Source organism: Exiguobacterium sp. s40 (assembly GCF_018617905.1).
Classification (GTDB): domain Bacteria; phylum Bacillota; class Bacilli; order Exiguobacteriales; family Exiguobacteriaceae; genus Exiguobacterium; species Exiguobacterium mexicanum_A.
This window is the reverse complement of sequence record NZ_JACSLC010000008.1, coordinates 40,995-63,743: the sequence shown is the minus strand read 5'-3', so window position 1 is coordinate 63,743 and position 22,749 is coordinate 40,995. Positions and strand designations below refer to the sequence as shown.

The following is a 22,749-nucleotide window of genomic DNA, read 5'->3' as shown; positions in this document are numbered from 1 at the left end:
GTGATTCAAATTAAAGGACTGACGAAGCGTTTCGATGCGTCACACGGCATCTTCGACGTGTCGTTCACGGTCGAGCCGGGAACCGTGTTCGGATTTATCGGACCGAACGGGGCGGGGAAATCGACGACGATTCGTCACTTGATGGGGTTGCTCCACGCTGAATCTGGTGTCGCCACCGTCATGGGACATGATTGCTGGAACGAGAGTGAGACGGTGAAGGCGCTTGTCGGCTATTTGCCTGGCGAAATCAATTATCCACAGGACATGACTGGGGAGGATGTCATCCGACTGACTCGGAAACTTCATGTGACGAGCGCGGAGCGCGAACGGACGTTGCGTGACGTGTTCGCTTTCGATACGTCACTCAAAGTGCGCAAGATGTCGAAAGGAATGAAACAAAAACTTGCCATCGTCACCTGCTTAATGAAAGATGTGCCGGTTTATATTCTCGATGAACCGACGAGCGGGCTCGACCCGCTCATGCAGGAACGGCTCGTCGATTGGGTTATCGCTGAGAAAACAGCGGGTAAGGCGGTCTTGATGAGTTCCCACCACTTCCCGGAGATGGAGAAGACGTGTGACCGGGCCGCACTCATCCGTGATGGTCGGATGATCATCGAAGCGGAGATGACCGAGTTAAAACGGCATAGTCAGAAGACGTATCGGATCGAATTGAAGGACGAGGCGGCAGCAATGCGGTTGAGCGAAGAAGTCGGTTCGCGTGACGGTGTGGTCGTCACCGTCACTTTATCGACGGTCGAAGAGTTGAACGACTTGATTCATCGACTCGCCCGTCACGAAGTCCAATCGTTGTCGAGCGGCACGGACGAACTCGAGCATCTGTTCATGCAATATTATGGGGAGGCGAAATAAATGGTTCTCATCTCGGCACTGTTTAAACAAAATCGTAGCTGGATTCTTGGGTACTCGCTCGGGACGAGCCTCTACTTGTTCTTTTTGGCGGCGGTGTTCCCATCCATCCAAGAGACGGGGCTGATTGAAGGAAAGTTGGATTCGTTGCCACCCGAGTTGCTAGAAGTGTTTAAAATCGACCCGAACTTGGCGATGGACAACGTCATCAATCTGCTCGCGGGCAATTACTATGGGCTCATCTTTTACGTATTGGCCATCCTGTTCGCGCTCACGTTCGCCTCACGGCTCATGGCTAAACCGGTCGATTCGGGTGAGGTCATGCTTTATTTGGCCGCACCGATTTCACGTGGCGGTTACGTGACGGCTAGTATGGTGTTGCTTGTGATTGCGAGTGGTATGCTCGTCGGGTTGAACGGGCTCAGTCTGATGCTCGCCAACGTGTTGTTTGATTTACAGATCGACATCGGCTTACTGTGGACGCTTCAGTTGAACGCAGGACTGATTCTAGTCGTCCTCGGTGCGCTCGCCTATGTTCTCGCAAGCCTGTTCGACGACTGCACACGGTCATATATGGTCACAGGTGGGATTTTCGCGCTCTTCTTGATGGCGAACGTCTTCTCGGGATTTAGTGACCAGCTCGACTGGTTGAATACGTTATCGATTTTCTCGTTGTTTGACGCCAACGCTCAAATCCAAGGGGAATCAGCGTTTCGTTCTTTCATCTGGTTGGGGGGACTTCTCATCGTCGCAATACTGTTGTCTTATGGACGTTTTACCCGAAAAGATTTGACGATTTAGTTTTTCGAAATAGAATGACGGGTATGATACAATCACCTCGAACAGTTTTGAAAGGGGAATGATTGTATGCAACTCGCAACGTTACGCAACGGTGTCAAAATTCCAATGATCGGCTTTGGGGTATGGCAAGTCGACAACGAGACGGAGGCGCCACAGGCTGTCGCCGAGGCACTGAAAGTCGGATATCGCCATATCGATACGGCAGCCGTTTATAAGAATGAAGAAGGCGTCGCCAAAGGGATTCAAACATCTGGCGTCGCTCGTGAAGATATCTTTTTGACGTCGAAGATTTGGAACGAAGATATCCGCCAGCGCCTGACGAAAGAAGCGTTTGACGAATCACTCGTTCGACTCGATACGGACTATTTGGACCTCTGCCTCCTCCACTGGCCAGTCGACGGGTTCGTCGAGGCATGGAAAGATTTGATTGACCTCTATGAGGCCGGTAAAATCAAGGCGATCGGGGTGTCGAACTTCAAAGAACATCATCTCGAAACGTTGAAAGAAGCGGGTCTCATGACGCCCCTCATCAATCAAATCGAGTTGCACCCGCAACTGCCGCAACCGGACCTCGTCGAGTATTGCCAAGACGAGGGCATTCAAGTCGAGGCATGGAGTCCGCTCATGCAAGGCAAGTTCCTCGACATCCCGACTTTCGCTGAGATCGCGGAGAAACACGGTAAGACGCCGGCGCAAGTCGTGCTTCGCTGGCATTTGGACACGGGGAATGTCGCGCTTCCGAAATCCGTCACACCGCACCGCATTCAAGAGAACTTCGAAGTGTTCGACTTTGCGCTCGATGCGGACGACTTGGCGAAAATCGATGCCGTGGCGACACATGACCGTCTCGGTCCCGACCCGGACGAGATTGACTTCTAAACAATTGATGTTGTCGCCCACCTACTTAGGTGGACGATCCCGAATGCGGTGACACTGCCGCTTCTTTGACACGACTCCGGTTTAGGCCGGGGTCGTTTTATTATGTAATTAGCGATTCTTCCAAGAGCTAGTCCAGATGTGTATGAGCGTTGGCACATGGGTATAGAAAACTATGCTAATAAAGGAGGTGTCAGGTCTTCTTCGGAGGATCGTACTCATGGACTTATCAAAATGGCCTTTAATCAACTGGCTGGCGTTTTTGGCGACGGTCGTCATCAACTACTTCGCGAGCGGTGAAAATGCGGCCGTGTCGGACCGAATCGATATTTACTTCAAACCGGCCGGCTACGCGTTCTCGATTTGGGGCGTGATTTATATCGCGCTCGCCGTCTGGCTCGTCTTGCAACTGAAGAAAGGGTCGGTTGCGAACCGGCAGGCGAATCGGATGAAAGCGGGCTTTCTTGTCTCGTGTATCTTGAACGGCCTCTGGTTGCTCACGTTTACGAACGAGTGGTTCATCGCTTCGCTCGTCGTCATGATCGCATTTCTCGCGACGCTCGCCTGGCTCTATTACATCGCCTTCCGGACGTCGACAAGTTGGCTCGACCGGTTCCCGTTCTCGATTTATATCGGCTGGGTGTCCGTCGCGACGATCGTCAACGTGTTCGTCGTCATGAACCGAGAAAATGTCACCACGTTGCTCGGGCTCGACGAACTGGCTTGGACGTCGCTCATGCTCATGGTCGGTGTTGTCCTCGCACTCGTCTTCATGTGGTGGCATCGTGACTTCATCTATCCGCTCGTCTTCGTCTGGGCCTACGTCGCCATCTTCGCAAGAATCGACAATGCGACGCTTTATGTCGTCCTCGTCAGTGCCTTGATTTTGCTTACCCTCGGCTATGTCGGCTTGATCATTTGGAAAAAGCCACGGGCATTCTTGCATCACTCACGAAAAACGGTTGAATAAGGTCGAAAGCAGAAGCGGTAGCTCAATAGACTACCGCTTTTTTTGCGAGAATATTTGAGTTCTTATGAACCTATATATCAATATATTTTATGGATAATTATTCTTTATGCATTATAACATGTTTTCAAAAATTGCTTGATAACGCTAATGAATCCGCTTACATCGATATGGTGATGGACGTGAATTATGCAGAATGATATACAAGCCCCTTGATTTATCAGAATATTTAGAACAAAATAAAATTTACGAAACAAGATCGAGAGAGAGGGGTTGATTCGATGAAGCGAACAGGCTTGTACGATTCACGATTCGAAAAAGACGCATGTGGCATTGGGCTATATGTCAACCTAAACGGAGAGAAGAAACACGACATTGTCAGTAAATCATTATCGATGCTCTGTAAGCTGGAACACCGGGGCGGGCAAGGCGTCATCGATGCCGGAGACGGCGCGGGGATCATGACCGAGTTACCGCACGAACTGTTCCTCGAGACGATGAATTTGCCGACACCAGGTCGCTACGCGGTCGGGATGGTCTTTTTCCAACCTGACGAATCACGGCTGCAAGAAAAGCAACGGCAGATGGAAGCGATTGCCGATGAGTTTGACTATGCGACCATCGCCTGGCGTGAGGTCCCGGTCGATAGTTTGGCCATTGGGGAACACGCCCGGGTGACACAGCCGACGATTTATCAATGGTTCGTTTCTTGCCCATTCGCAGACTACGACTCGAACGAGCGGACACTCTACCAACTCAGACGAACGATTGAGAAGACCGAAGACTTGAATCTATACATGCCGAGTTTATCGACGAAGACGATCGTCTATAAAGGGATGCTGACGCCTGAACAGATTGAGCGATTTTATCTCGATTTGCAGGCGCCGGCCTATAAGAGCACGTTCGGTATCGTCCATTCTCGCTTCTCGACGAACACGTTCCCATCATGGGAGCGGGCCCATCCGAACCGCATGATTGTGCACAACGGAGAAATTAACACACTCCGCGGCAATATCGACGCGATGCGAGCGCGCGAAGGCGTGACATCGACCGATTTGTTCGAGGACGTGAATCAGCTGTTCCCAGTCCTTCAAGAGACGGGCAGCGATTCGTCGATGCTCGATAACGCCTTCGAGTTCTTCACACGGACCGGTCGTTCCATCGCTCATACGGCGATGATGCTCATCCCTGAGCCGTTCGCAGAAGTGAAAATAGATCCGTTCAAAAAAGACTTCTACCAATATCATTCATCGATCATGGAGCCTTGGGATGGACCGACTGGTGTCGTCTTCACGGACGGCCGTCAAATCGGCGCCATCTTAGATCGGAACGGACTGCGGCCGATGCGTTACATCGAGACGCTTGATGGCGAACTCATCTTGTCGTCTGAGAGCGGCGTCATTCCCGTACAAGCCGAGAACGTGAAGTCGAAACAGCGACTTCGTCCAGGCCAGCTCCTATTGATCGACTTAGAATCGAAACGCCTCATCCCTGACGCGGAAATCAAACAGACGATCGCGCGCGCCGAGCCGTACGGTAAATGGTTGAAGCAGATGACTAAGCTTGAAGAGTCTCCGGTCGAAGAACCGTTCGTCGCCGACCTGCACCGGAAACAGCGGGCGTTCGGTTACACGAAAGAAGATATCGAACAATATCTCGTCCCACTCATCCTTGAGAAGAAAGACCCGATTGGTTCGATGGGTCATGACCAACCGGTCGCGGTCTTGTCTGAACGGCCACGCTCATTGTTCCATTACTTCAAACAGCACTTCGCCCAAGTCACGAACCCGCCAATCGATGCATTGCGTGAGAAGATCGTCACGGCCACGTTCACGTGGCTCGGACCACTCGCAAACCCGGTCCACACCGGCCGCGGTCATGCGCGTCGCGTCTGGCTCAAACATCCGTTCCTTGATGCGGCCGCGGTCGAACAAGTGAACGAGACGCTTCGCGTCGAACGGGTCGAGACGACATACGAACACGACCTCGAGGCTGCTCTTGAGACGTTGTTCGAACGTGTCGAAGGGCTCGTCCGCGACGGTGCTGAAGTCATCATCTTGTCAGACCGAAGCATGAACGAAAACCTGTTGGCGATGCCGTCGCTCCTCGTCTTGAGCGCCGTCCACCAACATTTGATTCGCGTCAACCTTCGCGCGTCGTGCAGTCTCGTCGCTGAGAGTGGCGAAGTGCGTGAAGTGCACCAAGCGGCCGCCTTGATTGGGTACGGCGCTGACGCCGTCTATCCGTATCTCGCCTATGCGACGATTGCCGAGGCGGTCGAGGCCGGTCAACTGCCATACTCGTTCACAGAAGCCGTTCGCCGCTATCAGACGGCATCGGTCGATGGCATCGTCAAGATCATGTCGAAGATGGGGATCTCGACCGTACAAAGTTACCGTGGGGCCCAAATCTTTGAGGCGGTCGGGATTGACCGTGCCTTGATCGAACGCCATTTCCGCGGGACGACATCACAGTTGTCCGGTGTCGGTTTCACCGAACTCGAAGAAGAGTCGCGCCGGCAGCATGAATCTGCCTATAAGCGCGAACGACCGCTCGAGGCCGGAGCCGACTTCCAATGGCGCGCTGATGGGGAAGAGCACGCCTTTAACCCGAAGACGATTCATTTGCTCCAGCGGGCCTGCCGTGAGAACGAGCGCCGGTATTATGACGCCTACGTCAAACTCCACGAATCGTCAGGCCAATTCTTACGTCAATTGTTCGCGTTCAAACAACAAGATGCGATTTCGATTGATGAAGTCGAGTCGGTCACTTCGATCGTCAGCCGCTTCAAGACGGGAGCGATGTCGTTCGGATCCTTGTCGAAAGAGGCGCACGAGACGCTCGCCATCGCCATGAACCAAATCGGCGGCAAGAGCAACTCAGGGGAAGGCGGGGAGGACCGGAATCGATTCACCCCTGATGAGGACGGCAGTGAACGCGTCAGTCGCATCAAGCAAGTCGCGAGCGGTCGTTTCGGTGTGACGGCCGAATATTTGTATCACGCCGATGAGATTCAAATCAAGATGGCGCAAGGTGCGAAGCCGGGTGAGGGTGGACAATTGCCAGGGAACAAAGTATATCCATGGGTCGCCGAAGTGCGCGGCTCAGTCCCAGGTGTCGGACTCATCTCGCCACCGCCGCACCACGACATCTATTCGATTGAAGATTTGGCTCAGCTGATCTTCGACTTGAAGCACGTCAACCCGAACGCGAAAATCAGCGTCAAACTCGTCTCGAAGTCAGGCGTCGGGACGATCGCGGCCGGTGTCGCCAAAGCGAACGCCGACACGATTGTCATCAGTGGCTATGACGGAGGAACCGGGGCGTCACCACGGACATCAATCAAGCATACGGGACTCCCGTGGGAGCTCGGTCTGCTCGAGACGCATCAGACGCTCGCGTTGAACGGACTCCGGGGCCGCGTCACGCTCGAGACCGACGGTAAGCTCATGACCGGGCGTGATATCGTCCTCGCCGCCATCTTCGGCGCCGAAGAATACGCGTTCGCGACGGCGCCGCTCGTCGTGCTCGGTTGTATCATGATGCGGGCGTGTCACCTCGACACGTGTCCGGTCGGTGTCGCCACACAAGACCCGGCCTTGCGCGCAAAGTTCATGGGCAAACCCGAACACGTCGTCAACTTGATGACGTTCCTCGCCGAAGACGTGCGAGAGATTTTAGCCTCGCTCGGCGCGAAATCGCTCCGTGACGTCATCGGCCGGACCGACTTGTTAGAGGAAAGCGTCTGGAAACAAGAACATCCGAAAGCGAGAACACTTGATTTGGCACCGATGCTATCGATTCCGACAGCGTTGCCGGAAAAAGAAGAGTTGCCGCATCCGGCCTATCAGTCGTATGACCACCGAAAATTGATCCCGGCCGTATCACGCTCGATCAAGTCGCTCCAACCGACGTTCTTCGTCGGCCGCGTCCGCAACACGGACCGCGCCGTCGGGACGATGCTCGGGCATGAAGTGACGAAAGTGCATGGCAACGTCGGTCTTGCCGAGGATACGATTTCACTTCGCCTCAGCGGATCGACCGGCCAAAGTTTAGGGGCGTTCCTGCCGAGCGGGATCACGATCTCAGTCATCGGCGACGCGAACGATTACGTCGGGAAAGGCTTGAGCGGTGGGAAACTCGCCGTCATCGCCGAGAAACATGCCCCGTTTGAAGAGAGCGAACAAGTCATCGCGGGGAACGTCTGTCTCTACGGGGCGACGTCCGGGATGGCGTTCTTCAACGGTCATGTCGGAGAACGATTTGCCGTCCGTAACTCGGGTGCGGTCGCTGTGACAGAAGGCGTCGGCGATCACGGCTGTGAGTACATGACCGGTGGGACGGTCGTCGTCCTCGGTACGGTCGGTCGTAACTTTGGGGCCGGGATGTCGGGCGGAGTGGCCTACCTTTACGGGGACCAGGCGTACGAATATCTTGTCAACGAAGAGCTCGTCTCGATTGATCGAGAGTTGACCGATGAAGATGCCGAACAGATTTACGCGTTGCTCGAGATGCACCAGTTCCATACGGACAGTGTGAAAGCGAGAGCCGTACTTGAGGCGTTTGAGCAAGAACGAAAACGCTTCGTCAAAGTCGTACCGCGTGACTATGCGAACGTACTTGACGTCATGCGTCACATCGAGGCGACGCGTCCGGAATTGAGTGACGCCGACCGCGCCCTCGAACTATTCCGCGTCGTGACTGAAGGAGGGGGAGCATGAGACATAAATTTATCGATATCCCACGGGAGACATTGCCAGAACGTTCCGTCCTCGAACGGATTCAGGATTACAGTGAATACGCTTCACGGATGGAAGACGGACCGATCGTCAAACAAGCCGAGCGTTGCATGGATTGCGGCACCCCGTTCTGTCACGTCGGGGACATGATCGGTCAAGAGACGATCGGCTGTCCAATCCACAACTTGATTCCCGAATGGAATAAGCTTGTCTCGGATCAAGATTGGTATCGGGCCTACGAACGATTGATGGAGACGAACAACTTCCCAGAGTTTACGGGGCGTGTCTGTCCGGCCCCGTGTGAAGGGTCGTGCACGCTCGGCATCAGCGAGGATCCGGTCGCGATCAAATCGATTGAACGGACGATCATCGACCGCGCGTTCGAGGAAGGTTGGGTCAAGCCACGTCATGTCAAGAAACGGACCGGACACCGTGTTGCCATCATCGGCAGCGGGCCGGCCGGACTCGCGGCGGCTGATCAATTGAACCAGCTCGGCCATGCGGTCACAATTTATGAGAAAGCGGATGAGGCGGGCGGCCTGTTGTTCTATGGCATCCCGAACATGAAGCTTGAGAAGGACGTCGTCCGTCGTCGCGTACGGCTACTCGAGGCAGAAGGGATTCGCTTCAAGACGGGCGTCAACGTCGGGACCGATGTGACGATCGAGTCACTCCGTCACACGTACGATGCCGTCATTCTCGCGACAGGGGCTCAAAAACAACGGACGCTCGGCATCGATGGGGATGATGCCACAGGCGTCGAGCCGGCGATGGATTATTTGACGGAATCGACGCGGGTGCTCGGCGGGAAATCGCTCGACGCTCGATACGACGCGAACGGGAAAGACGTCATCGTCATCGGTGGCGGGGACACGGGAGCGGACTGCGTGGCGACGGCGATCCGTCAAGGGGCCAAGTCGGTGACGCAGTTCGGGAAACACCCGGAGAAAGGCATGTTCCGGGCGCCGGAGCGGCCATGGCCGCTTCAACCGGACACGTTGTCGACTGATTACGCTTATGCGGAAGCGATTGAACATTTCGACCACGACCCGCGCACGTATTTGATTCGGTCGAACCGGGTTATCAAAGATGGAGACCGTCTCGTCGGGATTGAGACGGAACGGATGGAGAAAATCGTCAAACCCGACGGACAGGCGACGTTCTTCGTCGTCGACGGGTCGGTCGAGACGTATCCAGCCGATCTCGTCCTTGTCGCCATCGGGTTCGAACGACCGGAGCGAGAGCTCCGGAAAGTCGGCATCGAGGCGAACCATGACTATACGTCGAACGTCGAGGGTGTGTTTGTTGCAGGGGATGCGAGACGGGGACAAAGTTTGATTGTTTGGGCAATCCGAGAAGGTCGCGAGGTCGCGGATACCGTCGACGGATACTTGAACACTTGTCAACAAGAGCTAAAAACTTCATCATAAAAAGGAGCGACGAATTCGTCGCTCCTTTTTACATGGACATTTAGGAGGAGTCAGAAATGATTATCGAAATCCTCATGTACACCGGGGTTTGGTTTTTACTCGTGCTCGTCTTGCTCGGCACGATTTACGCTCGGCGCAATCGGAAGTGATTACAACACCATGGCGGCGATTAAGCCGAAGACGATGAGCGGAATGTTGTAGTGGAGGAACGTCGGCCACACCGTCTCACGCAAGTGGTCGTGTTGACCGTCGGCGTTCAAGCCGCTCGTCGGTCCGAGTGTCGAGTCACTTGCCGGGCTACCAGCATCACCGAGTGCACCGGCCGTCCCGATGATGGCGATCGTCGCCTCGACCGAGAAACCGTATTGGATGCAAAGCGGGACGAAGATGGCCGCGATGATTGGAATCGTCGAGAAACTCGAACCGATTCCTAACGTGATCACGAGTCCGACGAGGAGCATGACGAGTGCGGCGACAAATTGTGAATCACCCATAATGCCGCTCGCACCACTGACGAGTGGTTCGATGGCACCGGTCGCGCGGATGACGGCGGCAAAACCGCTTGCTGCAATCATGACGAAGCCGATAAAGGCCATCATGCGCATGCCGCTCGTGAAGATGTCATCGGCCTCTGACCAAGGGATGAGGCGAAGTAACGTCAACAGAATGAGTCCTGTGACGGCCGAGGCGATCATCGACTCGGTCTGAAGCTGTACGACGAGTACGACGAGGATAACGGCGGCCGTGAGCCAAATCTTGAGCGGGCTCAACGTCCGGATCTCATAGTCGCTTGGTCCGAGGTGGACCGTCTCATACGAACGCGGCTCCCGATAGTGGAAGAAGGCCGTGATGAGACCGACGAGCATCCCGAGCGCCGGGATGGCCATGATGCTGACGATGTTGACATCACCGACAGTCAAGCCGTTTGTCTCGATGTTCGGCAGCAAAATCTCATTCAAGTAAATGCCACCGAATCCGACCGGGAGTAACATGTACGGCGTGACGAGACCGAACGTGAGAATCGTCGCCACAAGACGGCGGTCGAGCTTCAACTCGTTAAATAGCACGAGGAGCGGTGGGATGACGATCGGGATGAACGCGATGTGAATCGGTAAAGCGTTCTGCGAACTGATTGCTAGTAATAAGAGGAACGATAGCAACAATGCCTTGACCCGAGTCACACTTTTGCCTGTGACGTCGCGGCCTGACATGCTGATTAACTTTTCAGCCAGGACGTCTGGGAGCCCTGTTTTTGATAGACCGACGGCAAATGCGCCGAGCAACGCGTAACTGAGGGCGATTGTCGCACCTCCGCCGAGCCCGTCACTGAAGGCGGTCAACGTCTCATTAAACCCGAGACCTCCGACCAGACCACCGACGACCGCGGCAAGGATGAGCGATAAGACGATGTGAACTCGACTGATCGCAAGAGCGAATAATACGATAACAGCTAATAAGACAGCATTCATTATTTCCAACACCTTTCTTTCAAAACTCTTTCTCTTGTTATCGCTTTAATATGATAAAGACTTTTGAAATTTAACATACGTTTTTCGGGTTGTCAAATCGATTGTTCAAAAAAAGCGATAACTCCGAAAAGTTATCGCTCGTTCAGTGTGCCCGGCATGGGCGTAATCTATAGGGTGCAAGTCCCGAACTGTGAAGGCAGAAGTAACAGTTAGCCAAGCGCAAGGGTGTCCACGGCGACGTGGAATCTGAAGGAAGCGGGCGGCAAACCTCCGGTCTGAGGTACACGAACTTCATACGAGGCTATGTGCGACTGGGTGAGCCTGCTGAACAAGGCAAAGCCCTTTCTGCCGAAGGTCGCATGCAGTAAATGGAGCAGATAGATGGAGGGAAAGATTGCGTCCTTACCCGGGGAGCTCTGATTGGAACGCCAAGTACCCTTGGTAACCCGCCCAGGGATGGGCGGCTGAACAATCAGAAGTCAGCAGAGGCCATAGTACCACCTTGTCTCGAGACGAGTGGGAAGGGCCGAACAATTAAGAGAGAACAACATCTTGGCAGGCAGTCGCTGTGATGAACACAGACAACCCGTCAGGGCTTGCTTGAATGGAGGACGTGGTGAATTCCACTGGGGACATCAAGAGGGTGGAGCAGGGACTGGATAAAGAAGAAGCGTTGTTCACGGAAAGAGGCATAACGAATGTTAATGGAACAGATTCTGTCACGGGAAAATTTAATACGTGCCCTGAACCGAGTGGTTCGGAACAAAGGAAGCCACGGTGTCGACGGAATGCCCGTACAAAACCTGCGAGCGCATGTCATCGAACACTGGGACACCATGAAGGTGGAGCTTCTGTCGGGAACCTACCAGCCGCAACCGGTCCGCAGGGTCGAAATCCCGAAACCTGACGGCGGTGTGCGACTGCTCGGCATCCCTACCGTGATGGATCGCTTCATTCAACAGGCGATCGCCCAGGTGTTGTCGTCTATCTACGACCCCACGTTCTCTGACCACAGCTATGGATTCCGACCGAATCGGAGTGCCCACGGGGCGGTCAAGAAAGCAAAAGGGTACATCGCAGAGGGAAATCGCTGGGTGGTCGATATCGACCTGGAGAAATTCTTCGACCGGGTGAACCATGACAAGCTCATGGGGCTTCTGGCGAAGCGAATCGAGGACAAGTGTCTGCTCAAGCTCATCCACAAGTATCTGAAAACCGGAATCATGATAAACGGAGTCGTGACGGACAACGAGGAAGGCACTCCGCAAGGAGGCCCACTCAGCCCACTGCTCTCGAACATCGTCCTAGACGAACTGGACAAGGAACTCGAGAAGCGTGGACATCAGTTCGTCCGCTACGCCGATGACTGCAACATCTATGTGAAAACACCAAAAGCGGGAAATCGGGTCATGAGGTCGGTGACCTCCTATATCGAAGGGAAGCTGAAGCTGAAAGTGAACGGCAACAAGTCCGCCGTAGACCGCCCATGGAGACGAAAGTTCCTCGGGTTCAGCTTCACGAAGCACAGAAAACCGAAAGTACGGATTGCCAAAGCCAGTGTGAACCGGATGAAAGATAAAATCCGCGACATCACATCGCGAAAGAGACCGTACTCGATGGAGGTCCGTATCCAAAAGCTGAACCAATACCTGATGGGATGGTGCGGATACTTTGCGTTGGCAGACACACCGAGTGTGTTCAAGACCCTCGAGTCGTGGATTCGAAGAAGGCTACGCATGTGCGTGTGGAAGAGCTGGAAGAAGCCGATCACAAAAGTGAGAAAGCTCACCGGACTGGGCATCCCGAAAGGGAAGGCCCATGAATGGGGCAACTCACGGAAGGGTTACTGGCGGATTTCAAAAAGTCCGATACTGCACAAAGCCCTCGGGAACTCCTACTGGAGTTCCCGAGGGCTCAAAAGTCTGGTATCACGTTATGAAACTTTGCGTCATACATCTTAATTGAACCGCCGTATACCGAACGGTACGTACGGTGGTGTGAGAGGTCGGGAGTTAATCACTCCCTCCTACTCGATTGATCATTCAACGTTATGGTACACCTGGCGCACGTCTTCAAGATCTTCGAGGACGTCGAGCAGTTTTTCGAACTGTTCTTTCGACTCGTCGTCGAGGGCGATCTCGTTTTGTGGCAACATCGTCAACTCGGCGACTTCAAACGTCTCGATGCCTGCAGCTTTGAAAGCAGTCTGGACGGCATGGAACGCTTCTGGTTCCGCATAAACGATAATCGTCTCATCTTCTTCGATGACATCGCGAAAGTCAAGATCGTGCTCCATCATGAGTTCGAGCACGTCGTCAGCAGACATGCCGCTGACACCGATGACGGCCGTCGCGTCGAACATGTAAGCGACCGATCCGCTGACACCCATGTTGCCGCCGTTTTTACCGAAAGCGGCGCGGACTTCAGACGCCGTCCGGTTGACGTTGTTCGTGAGCGTGTCGACGATGAGCATCGAGCCGTTCGGTCCAAACCCTTCATAGCGGAGTTCATCGAAGTTCTCTTCGTCGCCGCCTTTCGCCTTGTCGATGGCGCGGTCGATGATGGCGCGTGGGACGTTGTACGTCTTCGCCCGTTCAACGACGAATTTGAGCGCTTGGTTTGATTCTGGATCTGGTTCCCCTTGGCGGGCGGCTACGTAGATTTCACGGCCGAACTTCGCATAAATGCGACTCGTATTGGCGTCTTTTGACGCCTTTTTCTCTTTAATGTTGTTCCATTTACGACCCATTACATGTCATCTCTCTTTCCATTGTTCGATTGATTCATCCTCGATTATATAAGAAGACGTGGATGTTGACGAGTAAAAATCATCCCTCGCTCTTATCCATCTTCTCGACGATCTCCGTCAACGTCTTCAGGCTGTCAATCAATCGATCCGTCTCTTCCTCGTCTAAAAAAGCGAGGCGGTCCTCGAACAAGCGTCGAAACGAGTCGCGCCGCTCGCGAAGAACGAGCTCACCTTTGTCGGTCAACTGGTTCCAGATGACACGGCGGTCACGCTCGTCCGGCACGCGGGTGATGTAGCCCTCATCGACGAGCTTCGTGATGAGCGGCGTCACGTTTGGCGGGGCGATCGATAGCGTCTCGCTGATGTGTCCGTTCGTCACGGCGCCCTCATCCTCAATCAACATGAGGAGATGAAAGTGGGAAAAGTTCAAGTTTGGGATTTGCGGGAGGTCGGAACGGCGTAACAACTTCCTGCGGATTAATGGGATCAGTTTTACGAACTGATCGGCTGCGTCTTGTCTCGGCATAGTCATGTCACTTCCTAATTAGGTTCTTTCTTCATTATACACGACCGAGGGCGGGGTGGACGACAATCCTTGTTGCGTGACAAATTGCACAGCACATCAGACAAACAGGCGCCACAATATATGTAAGCGTTCACATTTGTTAGACTTCATCTTTTCATGAAAACGCATACGATTTTACTGAGCGTCCTATCAAAAAGCAAGACCTATCCTCATTCTTCAAAAAATATTGTGAAAGAGTTCACATTGTTGTCACGCACAAATTGTTGGAAACGTTGTATTCTATGAATGTGAAGGAAAGCACAAACTCTTATCAAACCACTGATCGACCCGTGCTCTCCATCAAGTCAGCAGTATAAGCTCTCATTCATGAGGAGGAACCCAACATGGCAGTTAAAGAGAAAGCAGTAGTGGAAACATCAGCAGAACAGATGGTCGACACGCTCGTCACACGAGCACATACAGCGCTCGACACGTTAATGACGTTTGATCAAGAGAAAATCGATGCGATTGTTCAGGCGATGGCGCTAGCCGGTCTCGAACAACACGTCGCACTCGCGAAACATGCATATGAAGAAACTGGTCGCGGTGTGTTTGAAGATAAGATGATCAAAAACATCTTTGCGACAGAATATATTTATAACTCACTCCGTGGTGAGAAGACGGTCGGCGTCATCGAAGACGATGAGCAAAACGGCATCACGTACATCGCGGAACCAGTCGGCGTCGTCGCCGGGGTAACACCGGTCACGAACCCGACATCAACGACGATGTTCAAAGCAATCATCGCCATCAAAACACGTAACCCGATCATCTTCGGCTTCCACCCGTCGGCACAACAGTGTTCAAGTGAAGCGGCCCGCATCCTTCGTGACGCAGCCATCGAAGCCGGCGCACCGGAACATTTGATCCAATGGGTTGAAAAACCGTCACTCGACGCGACGAAAGCACTTATGAACCACCCAGGAGTCGCCATGGTCCTCGCAACAGGCGGTGCGGCGATGGTCAAATCAGCCTATTCAACTGGTAAACCGGCCCTCGGTGTCGGTCCTGGTAACGTTCCAGCCTACATCGACAAGACAGCAAAAGTAAAACGTGCCATCTCGGACGTCATCTTGTCGAAAACGTTCGATAACGGGATGATCTGTGCATCTGAACAAGCGATCATCGTCGACCAAGAAGTTTACGAAGAAGTGAAAGCCGAAATGACGGCGCTCGGTTGCTACTTCTGCTCACCAGAAGAGAAAGCAAAACTCGAGACACTCGTCATTAAAACAGACTCTTGTGCGGTAAACCCTGAAATCGTCGGGAAGCCTGCAGCCTGGATCGCCGAGAAAGCTGGAATTAGCGTTCCGGCCGACACGAAAATCTTGATTGCCGAACTCGAGACGGTCGGCGCGACAGAATTGCTCTCACATGAGAAACTTAGCCCAGTACTCGGAGCCTACAAAGTCCAATCGCGTGAAGAAGGTTTCGCCATCGCAGAGAAGATGCTTGAAATCGGTGGTCTCGGTCATACGGCAGCCATCCACTCGACAGACGACGACGCCATCCTCGCATTCGGACTCCGGATGAAAGCTTGCCGCATCATCGTCAACTCGCCAACGGCACACGGCGGGATCGGTGACCTCTATAATGAAATGACACCATCACTCACACTCGGTTGTGGGTCGTACGGTAAAAACTCCGTCTCTGAGAACGTGACGGCGAAACATCTACTCAACGTGAAAAAGGTGGCGAGACGTCGCGTGAATATGCAATGGTTTAAAGTCCCTGAAAAGATTTACTTTGAGAAAAACTCGGTCCAATACCTTCAATCGCTCACATCGAAAAAACGGGCGATGATCGTTACAGATGAAATGATGGTCAAACTCGGATTTGCCGATAAAGTCGTCAAAAACTTGCCGGCTGGTGTCGAGTACCGCATCTTCGACCAAGTCGAGCCAGACCCATCGGTCGAGACGGTCATGCGTGGTGCCGAAGCAATGCGTCACTTCCAACCAGACATGATTATCGCACTCGGTGGTGGATCACCGATGGATGCCGCGAAAGGCATGTGGCTCTTCTACGAACGCCCAGAAGAGAAGTTCTCGAACCTTCGCCAAAAATTCATGGATATCCGCAAGCGGACGTACAAGTTCCCGACACTCGGCAACAAGTCGATGTTCGTCGCCATCCCGACAACATCAGGTACGGGTTCTGAAGTGACACCGTTCACGGTCATCACAGATAAGAAACGCAACGTCAAATACCCGATCGCTGACTATGCGATCACACCGGACGTCGCCATCGTCGACCCTGAGTTCGTCATGACGGTCCCAGCTTCAATCACGGCTGATACAGGTATGGACGTGTTGACACACGCCATCGAAGCGTACGTTTCGGTCATGGCAAACGACTATACGGATGGACTCGCGCTTCGTTCGATGAAGATGATCTTCGATTACCTCCCGAAAGCGTATGAGAACGGAAGTGACGCCGAAGCGCGTCAGAAAGTCCACAACGCATCGACAATGGCTGGTATGGCGTTCGCGAACGCGTTCCTCGGTATCAACCACTCGATCGCACACAAAATCGGTGGCGAGTTCCATGTCCCACACGGACGGACGAACGCGATCCTTATGCCGCACGTCATCCGCTATAACGCGACACGCCCATCGAAACTCGCGGCGTTCCCGAAATATGAGTCATTCATCGCCGACGAGCGTTACGCTGAAATCGCGCGCTACCTCGGACTTCCAGCTAGCACGACGGAAGAAGGCGTCGAGTCGCTCATCCAAGCGATCATCGAGCTCGGTCAGCGCTTGAACATTAAGCTCTCGTTCAAAGCCCAAGGAATCAAGAAAGCGGACCTCGACGCGAAAGTCGACAAGATGGCAGTCGACGCGTTCGAAGACCAATGTACGACGGCCAACCCGAAAATGCCGCTCGTCGAAGAATTGAAAGAGATCATGTACGCTGCATACGAAGGCGTGTAATCAACGGAAGGCGGCCACTCAAACGAGTGGCCGCCTTTTTCATGCAATGAGGGAGAGTCCAATGAATAAGAGGATAACGGATAATGCGATGGCGTTGAACCAGACGACAAACTTGATGCCATCTCAGCCCACTTCTTTTCGTGTAAGCCGAAATCAATCAAAATCCCATAATGGGTTAAACAGATGCATTTAAAACGATATAAGTTCCATCGCTCGCAGTACAAGAAGCAGATAAAAAAACGTTGGAATAAACGTAATCAACAAACCAATCCATTTCGTCCGCTCTCTAAATTGTAATAAGAAACCGATTGTCCATAATACGAACCACAACATAAAGTACCATCGATAATGTGGGGTATCCGTTTCCGCAAAAACGGCTCGGCCAATCGTCAACCCAACCGAATTTAACAAGACGAACAAACCAGATAGGACATTCCAACTATGTCTTACTATTTTCTCTAGCATTCTTGTATTCCTCTCCTTGATTGAAATTGAAGTTCCAGTAAACGATTACTACGTGACGTAAATTAGACGCACAATCATAACCAGACCTTTCGACAAATGGAATAATTATCCTTTCGTATAATCATGTTTGTTACGAGAGATTCATCTGTTTAACAGTTTGCTCCAAAACGTCGAAACATCAGACGAACTCGACCTTTTGTTTTGCTCGATACACGACATCATGTCCGGTATGATGAAAGGGGAGGCGATATAATGGAACGACAACTGAACGTGACAACGAATTATGGACAATTGGCTGGCACATGGCTGACCCACGAACAACCCCGAAAGACGGTCGTCCTGCTCAGCGGGAGCGGGCCGAGCGACCGGGACGGCAATTTGGGATCATCCCAATTCGGCACATATAAAAAGCTGGCCGAGGCGCTCTTTGAGATGGGTGTCAACGTCTACCGCTATGACAAACAAGGCATCGGTGCATCGGACGGTGATTTCAATAAAGTCGGGCTGCACGATTTGGTGACAGATGCGATCACCGTCGTCAACGCCATCAAACAGGAGCCGGACGCAGGGGATATGTATGTGCTCGGCCACAGCGAAGGGGCCGTCATCGCCCCGGCTGTTCAGCTCGAGACGAATGCGGCCGGGCTGATCCTTCTCGCCGGATTCAACGATTCCTCGAAGAAGATGTTCTTGCTGCAAGCCGACGCACTCGCAACTGAAGTCGGTTCGGTGAAAGGACTCAAGGGCGTGTTCTATCGATTGACCGGCGTCCCGAAGAAGATTCGCCAGCGCCAAGACGATTTGCTCGAACGGTCACTGCGGACGAACGTCGCCGCGTTCAAATACCGCGGGCAAGTCGTCAACGCCAAGTGGATTCGCGAGCATTCATCCTATGACGTCCGGGAGCGGCTCGAACATGTGCGTGTTCCCGTGCTCGCTCTCACCGGCGACCGTGACGTCCAAGTCCCACCGGAGCACGTCCATTCGATTCGGACGAAAGGGGACGTCGACAGCCACATCATTCACGACATGAACCACTTGCTCGTCGAGCGGACGAGCCCGCACTCGCTCCTCACGCTCCATAAGGAATACCGGGACGCCATCGAGGCACCGCTCCATCCCGAACTCATCCATCAATTGAACGATTGGTTGATGAAACGATAACGAACCACCAAAAACGGTCATTAAGTGACCGTTTTTTATGTTATAATTGTGACAACGTAAAAAAAGATGAATGTTTTTGAATGTTTATGATTGTTTTTTAAATGAAAACGCTTTATATTAGAGCTACGGAGGGAATACGATGTTAACGAAACAACGACATCAACTGATTTTGCAACGTCTGTCGGAGCAAAAGATCGTCAAATTGAAAGAATTGGTCGAGTTGACGGCATCGTCGGAGTCGACGATTCGCCGGGATTTGACCGACCTTGAAGCTGAAGGTTATCTCGAACGGGTTCATGGCGGTGCAACGCTCGTGGCCCGCTACGAAGAAGAGCCGACGTTCGAGGAGAAACGAGATCAACACATCGATGAAAAAGTCGCGATCGCACGGAAGGCCGCGACATTCATCGAAGACGGGATGTCCGTCTATCTCGATGCCGGGACGACGACGCAAGCGATGGTTCCTTTCTTAAACGGAAAAGATGTCATCGTCGTGACGAACAGTTTACCGATTGCCAACGACTTGTTCGATCTCGATATTATAACGTTCGTGATCGGCGGCGAGTTGAAACGTTCGACACAAGCGCTCGTCGGTTATAACGCTCGTGAGAGCATGATGAACTATCGGGTCGACCTCGCCTTTCTCGGAATTAACGGCGTCGACTTAGAAGCCGGGTACACGACCCCGGACCCGGAAGAGGCACTCGTCAAAAAGACAGCGATCGACTTGGCCCGTAAGGCGTATATCTTGGCGGACGATTCAAAATTCGGGAAACGTTCGTTCAGCCGTGTGGCATCACTCGAGGCAGCCACACTCGTCACATTTGGTGACACGCCATACATCAGCTCAATCCAATCAATCACAAAGGTGGTGAACGCCCAATGATTTACACATTAACCCTCAACCCCTCAATCGATTACTACGTCACTCTCCCTGAAGTCGTCCTCGGTGAAGTCAATCGGATTCAAGAGACGACACAGCGTGCCGGCGGAAAAGGAATCAACGTCGCGTTCGTCTTACGCGAATACGATGTCGACACGGTCGCGTTAGGATTCGTCGGCGGTACGACTGGAGACTTCATCAAGAAGGCGTTAACGGACAAAGGCGTCCAAACCGATTTCGTCGAAGTCGACGGACAAACGCGGATCAACGTCAAAATCCGGGCGCAAGAAGAGACGGAATTGAACGCGAGCGGTCCCGTCATCTCGGACACGGAACTTGACCGATTGACGCGTCAATTCGATCACGTCCAACCGGGCGACATCGTCGTCCTCGCTGGAAGCATCCCGGGCAACTTGCCGGATACGCTCTACCGTACGCTCGCCGAGACGGTCCGCGCGAACGGTGCCGAGTTTGTCGTCGATACGACGAAAGAAGCGATGCTTGAAGTGCTCGCGCTCAAACCGCTCATGATTAAACCGAACCACCATGAACTCGGTGAACTGTTCGATACAGACATCGAGACGTTCGAACAGGCGCTCCCGTATGCGGAGCAGTTGGTCGAACGCGGTGCTCAAAACGTCATCGTCTCATTCGCCGGTGACGGTGCGATGCTCGTCAACAGTTCAGGCGCCTATACGGCGAACACACCGAGCGGCAAACTCGTCAACTCGGTCGGCGCAGGTGATTCACTCGTCGCCGGATTCGTCGCCAACATTCTCGACCACGACGCAACCGAAGCGTTCCGCTATGCGGTCACGACCGGCAGCGCGTCTGCATATACGTTCGGGCTGTGCACAAAAGAAGACGTGGACCGCTTGGTCGGCGAAGTCAGCGTCACCCCACTATCTCGATTGGAGGAAACAACATGAACATCACGGACCTTCTTAAAAAGGACACGATTCAACTGAATCTCCGCAGCCGTTCGAAAGCCGAAGTCATCGAAGAACTCGTCGACGTGCTCGACCGCGCTGGCAAACTATCGGACCGTAACGGCTATCGCGACGCCATCCTCGCGCGTGAGGCACAAAGTACGACCGGACTCGGTGAAGGGATCGCCATCCCGCACGCGAAGACGAAGGCCGTCAAACAACCGGCCATCGCCTTCGGACGCTCGGAAGGCATCGATTACGAAGCACTCGACGGCCAAGACAGCCGCTTGTTCTTCATGATAGCGGCCGGAGAACACGCCAATAACGAACACTTGGAAACACTTTCGAAATTATCTGTCTTCCTTATGGATCCAGCGTTCCAAGAACGTCTCTATGCGGCCACGTCAGAAGATGACGTCATTCGGGCCATCGAAGAAAAAGAAGCGGCTGAGGCGGCTCCTGTTGCTTCGAAACCGGTTCAAGCGGACGCACCTTACATCCTTGCTGTCACGGCTTGTCCAACGGGTATCGCGCACACGTACATGGCTGCCGATAGCTTGAAGCAAAAAGCAGAGGCTATGGGAGTTGACATCAAAGTCGAGACGAACGGTTCGACCGGTGTCAAAAACGAATTGACAGCGGCCGATATCGCGAAAGCGACTGCCATCATCGTCGCGGCCGATAAAGCCGTCGAGATGGACCGGTTCGCCGGAAAACATGTCATCGAAGTCCCGGTCGCCCAAGGCATCCGGAAGCCAGAAGAGTTGATCAATCGGGCTGTCAAACAAGACGCACCGGTGTATCGCGGAACCGGTTCGTCAGGTGGGACGAAAGAACAGCGCACAGGCATCTATAAGCACTTGATGAGCGGTGTATCCGCGATGCTCCCACTCGTCGTCGCTGGTGGTCTCTTGATCGCCATCAGCTTCTTCTGGGGCATCAACTCGGCAAACCCGGATGACCCGTCATTCAATGAATTTGCGGCACAACTCAACACAATCGGTGGGGCAGCCTTTAGCTTCCTCGTCCCGATTCTTGCCGGTTTCATCGCGATGTCAATCGCCGATCGTCCAGGTCTCGCACCAGGTCTTGTCGCTGGTTTATTAGCCAGTCAAGGTGGCGCCGGATTCCTCGGCGGACTCATCGCTGGTTTCCTTGCCGGATATGTCGTCCTCTTCTTGGTTAAAGCACTTTCTAAACTACCGGCCTCGCTTGAAGGAATTAAACCGGTATTACTCTATCCGTTACTTGGGTCATTTATTTCCGGTATGATCATGTTACTCGTTGTCAATAAACCGATCGCAGCCTTCATGACATGGTTGATGGATGTCATGAACAGCCTGAGCGGCGCCAACGCCATCTTGCTCGGTGTTATCGTCGGTGGAATGATGGCCGTCGATATGGGTGGTCCGATCAACAAAACAGCCTACGTCTTTGGTACAGCTGCACTCACTGCCGGTAACCAAGAAATCATGGCAGCTGTCATGGCCGGTGGGATGGTACCACCGCTTCTCGTCGCATTCGCTTCGACTGTGTTCGCCCGTCAAAAGTTCTCGAAACAAGAACGTGAAGCCGGGAAGACAGCGTATATCATGGGTGCCTCGTTCATCACGGAAGCGGCCATCCCTTTTGCAGCGGCCGACCCGATTCGGGTATTGCCGTCAGCGATTCTCGGATCTGCGATTGCAGGTGGATTGTCAGCCTTCTTCGCCATCCAATTGCCAGCGCCACACGGTGGAGTCTTCGTCTTCCCACTTCTTGAAGGAGCTGGAAACGTCGTCATGAGCATGGGTCTTTACGCCCTCGCGATTCTTGCCGGAGCCTTGATTGGAGCACTGCTCTTGTCATTCTTGAAAAAACCATTGACGGAGACGCAAGCTACAACAACGCGTAACGTCGCTTGACC

Annotated in this window: 15 protein-coding genes; 12 read left to right on the top strand and 3 right to left on the bottom strand. The window is 53.3% G+C overall.

Annotated features, from left to right (window positions below):
* From KNP02_RS09110 to KNP02_RS09085, 6 genes are all read left to right on the top strand, one after another.
* Complete coding sequence (locus KNP02_RS09110) at positions 1-873, top strand: ABC transporter ATP-binding protein (protein WP_214708616.1); 873 nt, start codon at positions 1-3, stop codon at positions 871-873.
* Positions 874-1,671 carry an ABC transporter permease subunit gene (locus KNP02_RS09105; protein WP_214708618.1) on the top strand — a complete coding sequence of 266 codons (798 nt, stop codon included), beginning with the start codon at positions 874-876 and terminating at the stop codon, positions 1,669-1,671.
* A gap of 66 nt (positions 1,672-1,737) precedes the next feature.
* A complete protein-coding gene (locus KNP02_RS09100; RefSeq protein WP_214708620.1) occupies positions 1,738-2,550 on the top strand; it encodes an aldo/keto reductase in 813 nt (270 codons plus the stop codon).
* Between the two features lie 217 nt (positions 2,551-2,767).
* Positions 2,768-3,517 (top strand): TspO/MBR family protein, encoded by a 750-nt coding sequence (locus tag KNP02_RS09095; protein ID WP_034777451.1) that lies wholly within the window; start codon positions 2,768-2,770, stop codon positions 3,515-3,517.
* A 278-nt stretch (positions 3,518-3,795) separates the two neighbouring features.
* Positions 3,796-8,235 carry a glutamate synthase large subunit gene (gene gltB / locus KNP02_RS09090; protein WP_214708622.1) on the top strand — a complete coding sequence of 1,480 codons (4,440 nt, stop codon included), beginning with the start codon at positions 3,796-3,798 and terminating at the stop codon, positions 8,233-8,235.
* Positions 8,232-9,683 (top strand): glutamate synthase subunit beta, encoded by a 1,452-nt coding sequence (locus KNP02_RS09085; protein ID WP_214708624.1) that lies wholly within the window; start codon positions 8,232-8,234, stop codon positions 9,681-9,683. Before gltB ends, KNP02_RS09085 begins: the two co-directional genes overlap by 4 nt.
* Before the next feature lie 149 nt (positions 9,684-9,832).
* On the opposite strand, the gene KNP02_RS09080 is transcribed toward KNP02_RS09085, so the two are convergent.
* Positions 9,833-11,152, bottom strand: coding sequence for a Na+/H+ antiporter family protein (locus KNP02_RS09080; protein ID WP_214708626.1), 1,320 nt, complete (start codon positions 11,150-11,152; stop codon positions 9,833-9,835).
* Positions 11,153-11,850: 698 nt separating this feature from the next.
* On the opposite strand from KNP02_RS09080, the gene ltrA reads away from it, so the two are divergent.
* Positions 11,851-13,113, top strand: coding sequence for a group II intron reverse transcriptase/maturase (gene ltrA / locus KNP02_RS09075; protein WP_214708628.1), 1,263 nt, complete (start codon positions 11,851-11,853; stop codon positions 13,111-13,113).
* Between the two features lie 77 nt (positions 13,114-13,190).
* Here ltrA and KNP02_RS09070 read toward each other — a convergent pair whose 3' ends face one another.
* Positions 13,191-13,901 carry a YebC/PmpR family DNA-binding transcriptional regulator gene (locus tag KNP02_RS09070; RefSeq protein ID WP_214708630.1) on the bottom strand — a complete coding sequence of 237 codons (711 nt, stop codon included), beginning with the start codon at positions 13,899-13,901 and terminating at the stop codon, positions 13,191-13,193.
* 79 nt (positions 13,902-13,980) lie between these two features.
* Positions 13,981-14,427 (bottom strand): MarR family winged helix-turn-helix transcriptional regulator, encoded by a 447-nt coding sequence (locus KNP02_RS09065; protein WP_034777458.1) that lies wholly within the window; start codon positions 14,425-14,427, stop codon positions 13,981-13,983.
* A gap of 383 nt (positions 14,428-14,810) precedes the next feature.
* On the opposite strand from KNP02_RS09065, the gene adhE reads away from it, so the two are divergent.
* The 5 genes from adhE to KNP02_RS09040 all read left to right on the top strand — a co-directional run bounded on the left by adhE (position 14,811) and on the right by KNP02_RS09040 (position 22,747).
* Positions 14,811-17,402: a bifunctional acetaldehyde-CoA/alcohol dehydrogenase gene (gene adhE, locus KNP02_RS09060; RefSeq protein ID WP_214708633.1), complete on the top strand. Its 2,592-nt coding sequence runs from the start codon at positions 14,811-14,813 to the stop codon at positions 17,400-17,402.
* A gap of 717 nt (positions 17,403-18,119) precedes the next feature.
* Positions 18,120-19,031: an alpha/beta hydrolase gene (locus KNP02_RS09055; protein WP_214708635.1), complete on the top strand. Its 912-nt coding sequence runs from the start codon at positions 18,120-18,122 to the stop codon at positions 19,029-19,031.
* A gap of 139 nt (positions 19,032-19,170) precedes the next feature.
* On the top strand, positions 19,171-19,917 hold the full coding sequence (locus tag KNP02_RS09050; protein WP_214708637.1) for a DeoR/GlpR family DNA-binding transcription regulator: 747 nt from the start codon (positions 19,171-19,173) through the stop codon (positions 19,915-19,917).
* On the top strand, positions 19,914-20,843 hold the full coding sequence (gene pfkB / locus KNP02_RS09045; RefSeq protein ID WP_214708639.1) for a 1-phosphofructokinase: 930 nt from the start codon (positions 19,914-19,916) through the stop codon (positions 20,841-20,843). Before KNP02_RS09050 ends, pfkB begins: the two co-directional genes overlap by 4 nt.
* Positions 20,840-22,747, top strand: a complete 1,908-nt coding sequence (locus KNP02_RS09040) for a PTS fructose transporter subunit IIABC (RefSeq protein ID WP_214708640.1) — start codon at positions 20,840-20,842, stop codon at positions 22,745-22,747. Before pfkB ends, KNP02_RS09040 begins: the two co-directional genes overlap by 4 nt.
* The last annotated feature ends 2 nt before the right edge of the window (positions 22,748-22,749 follow it).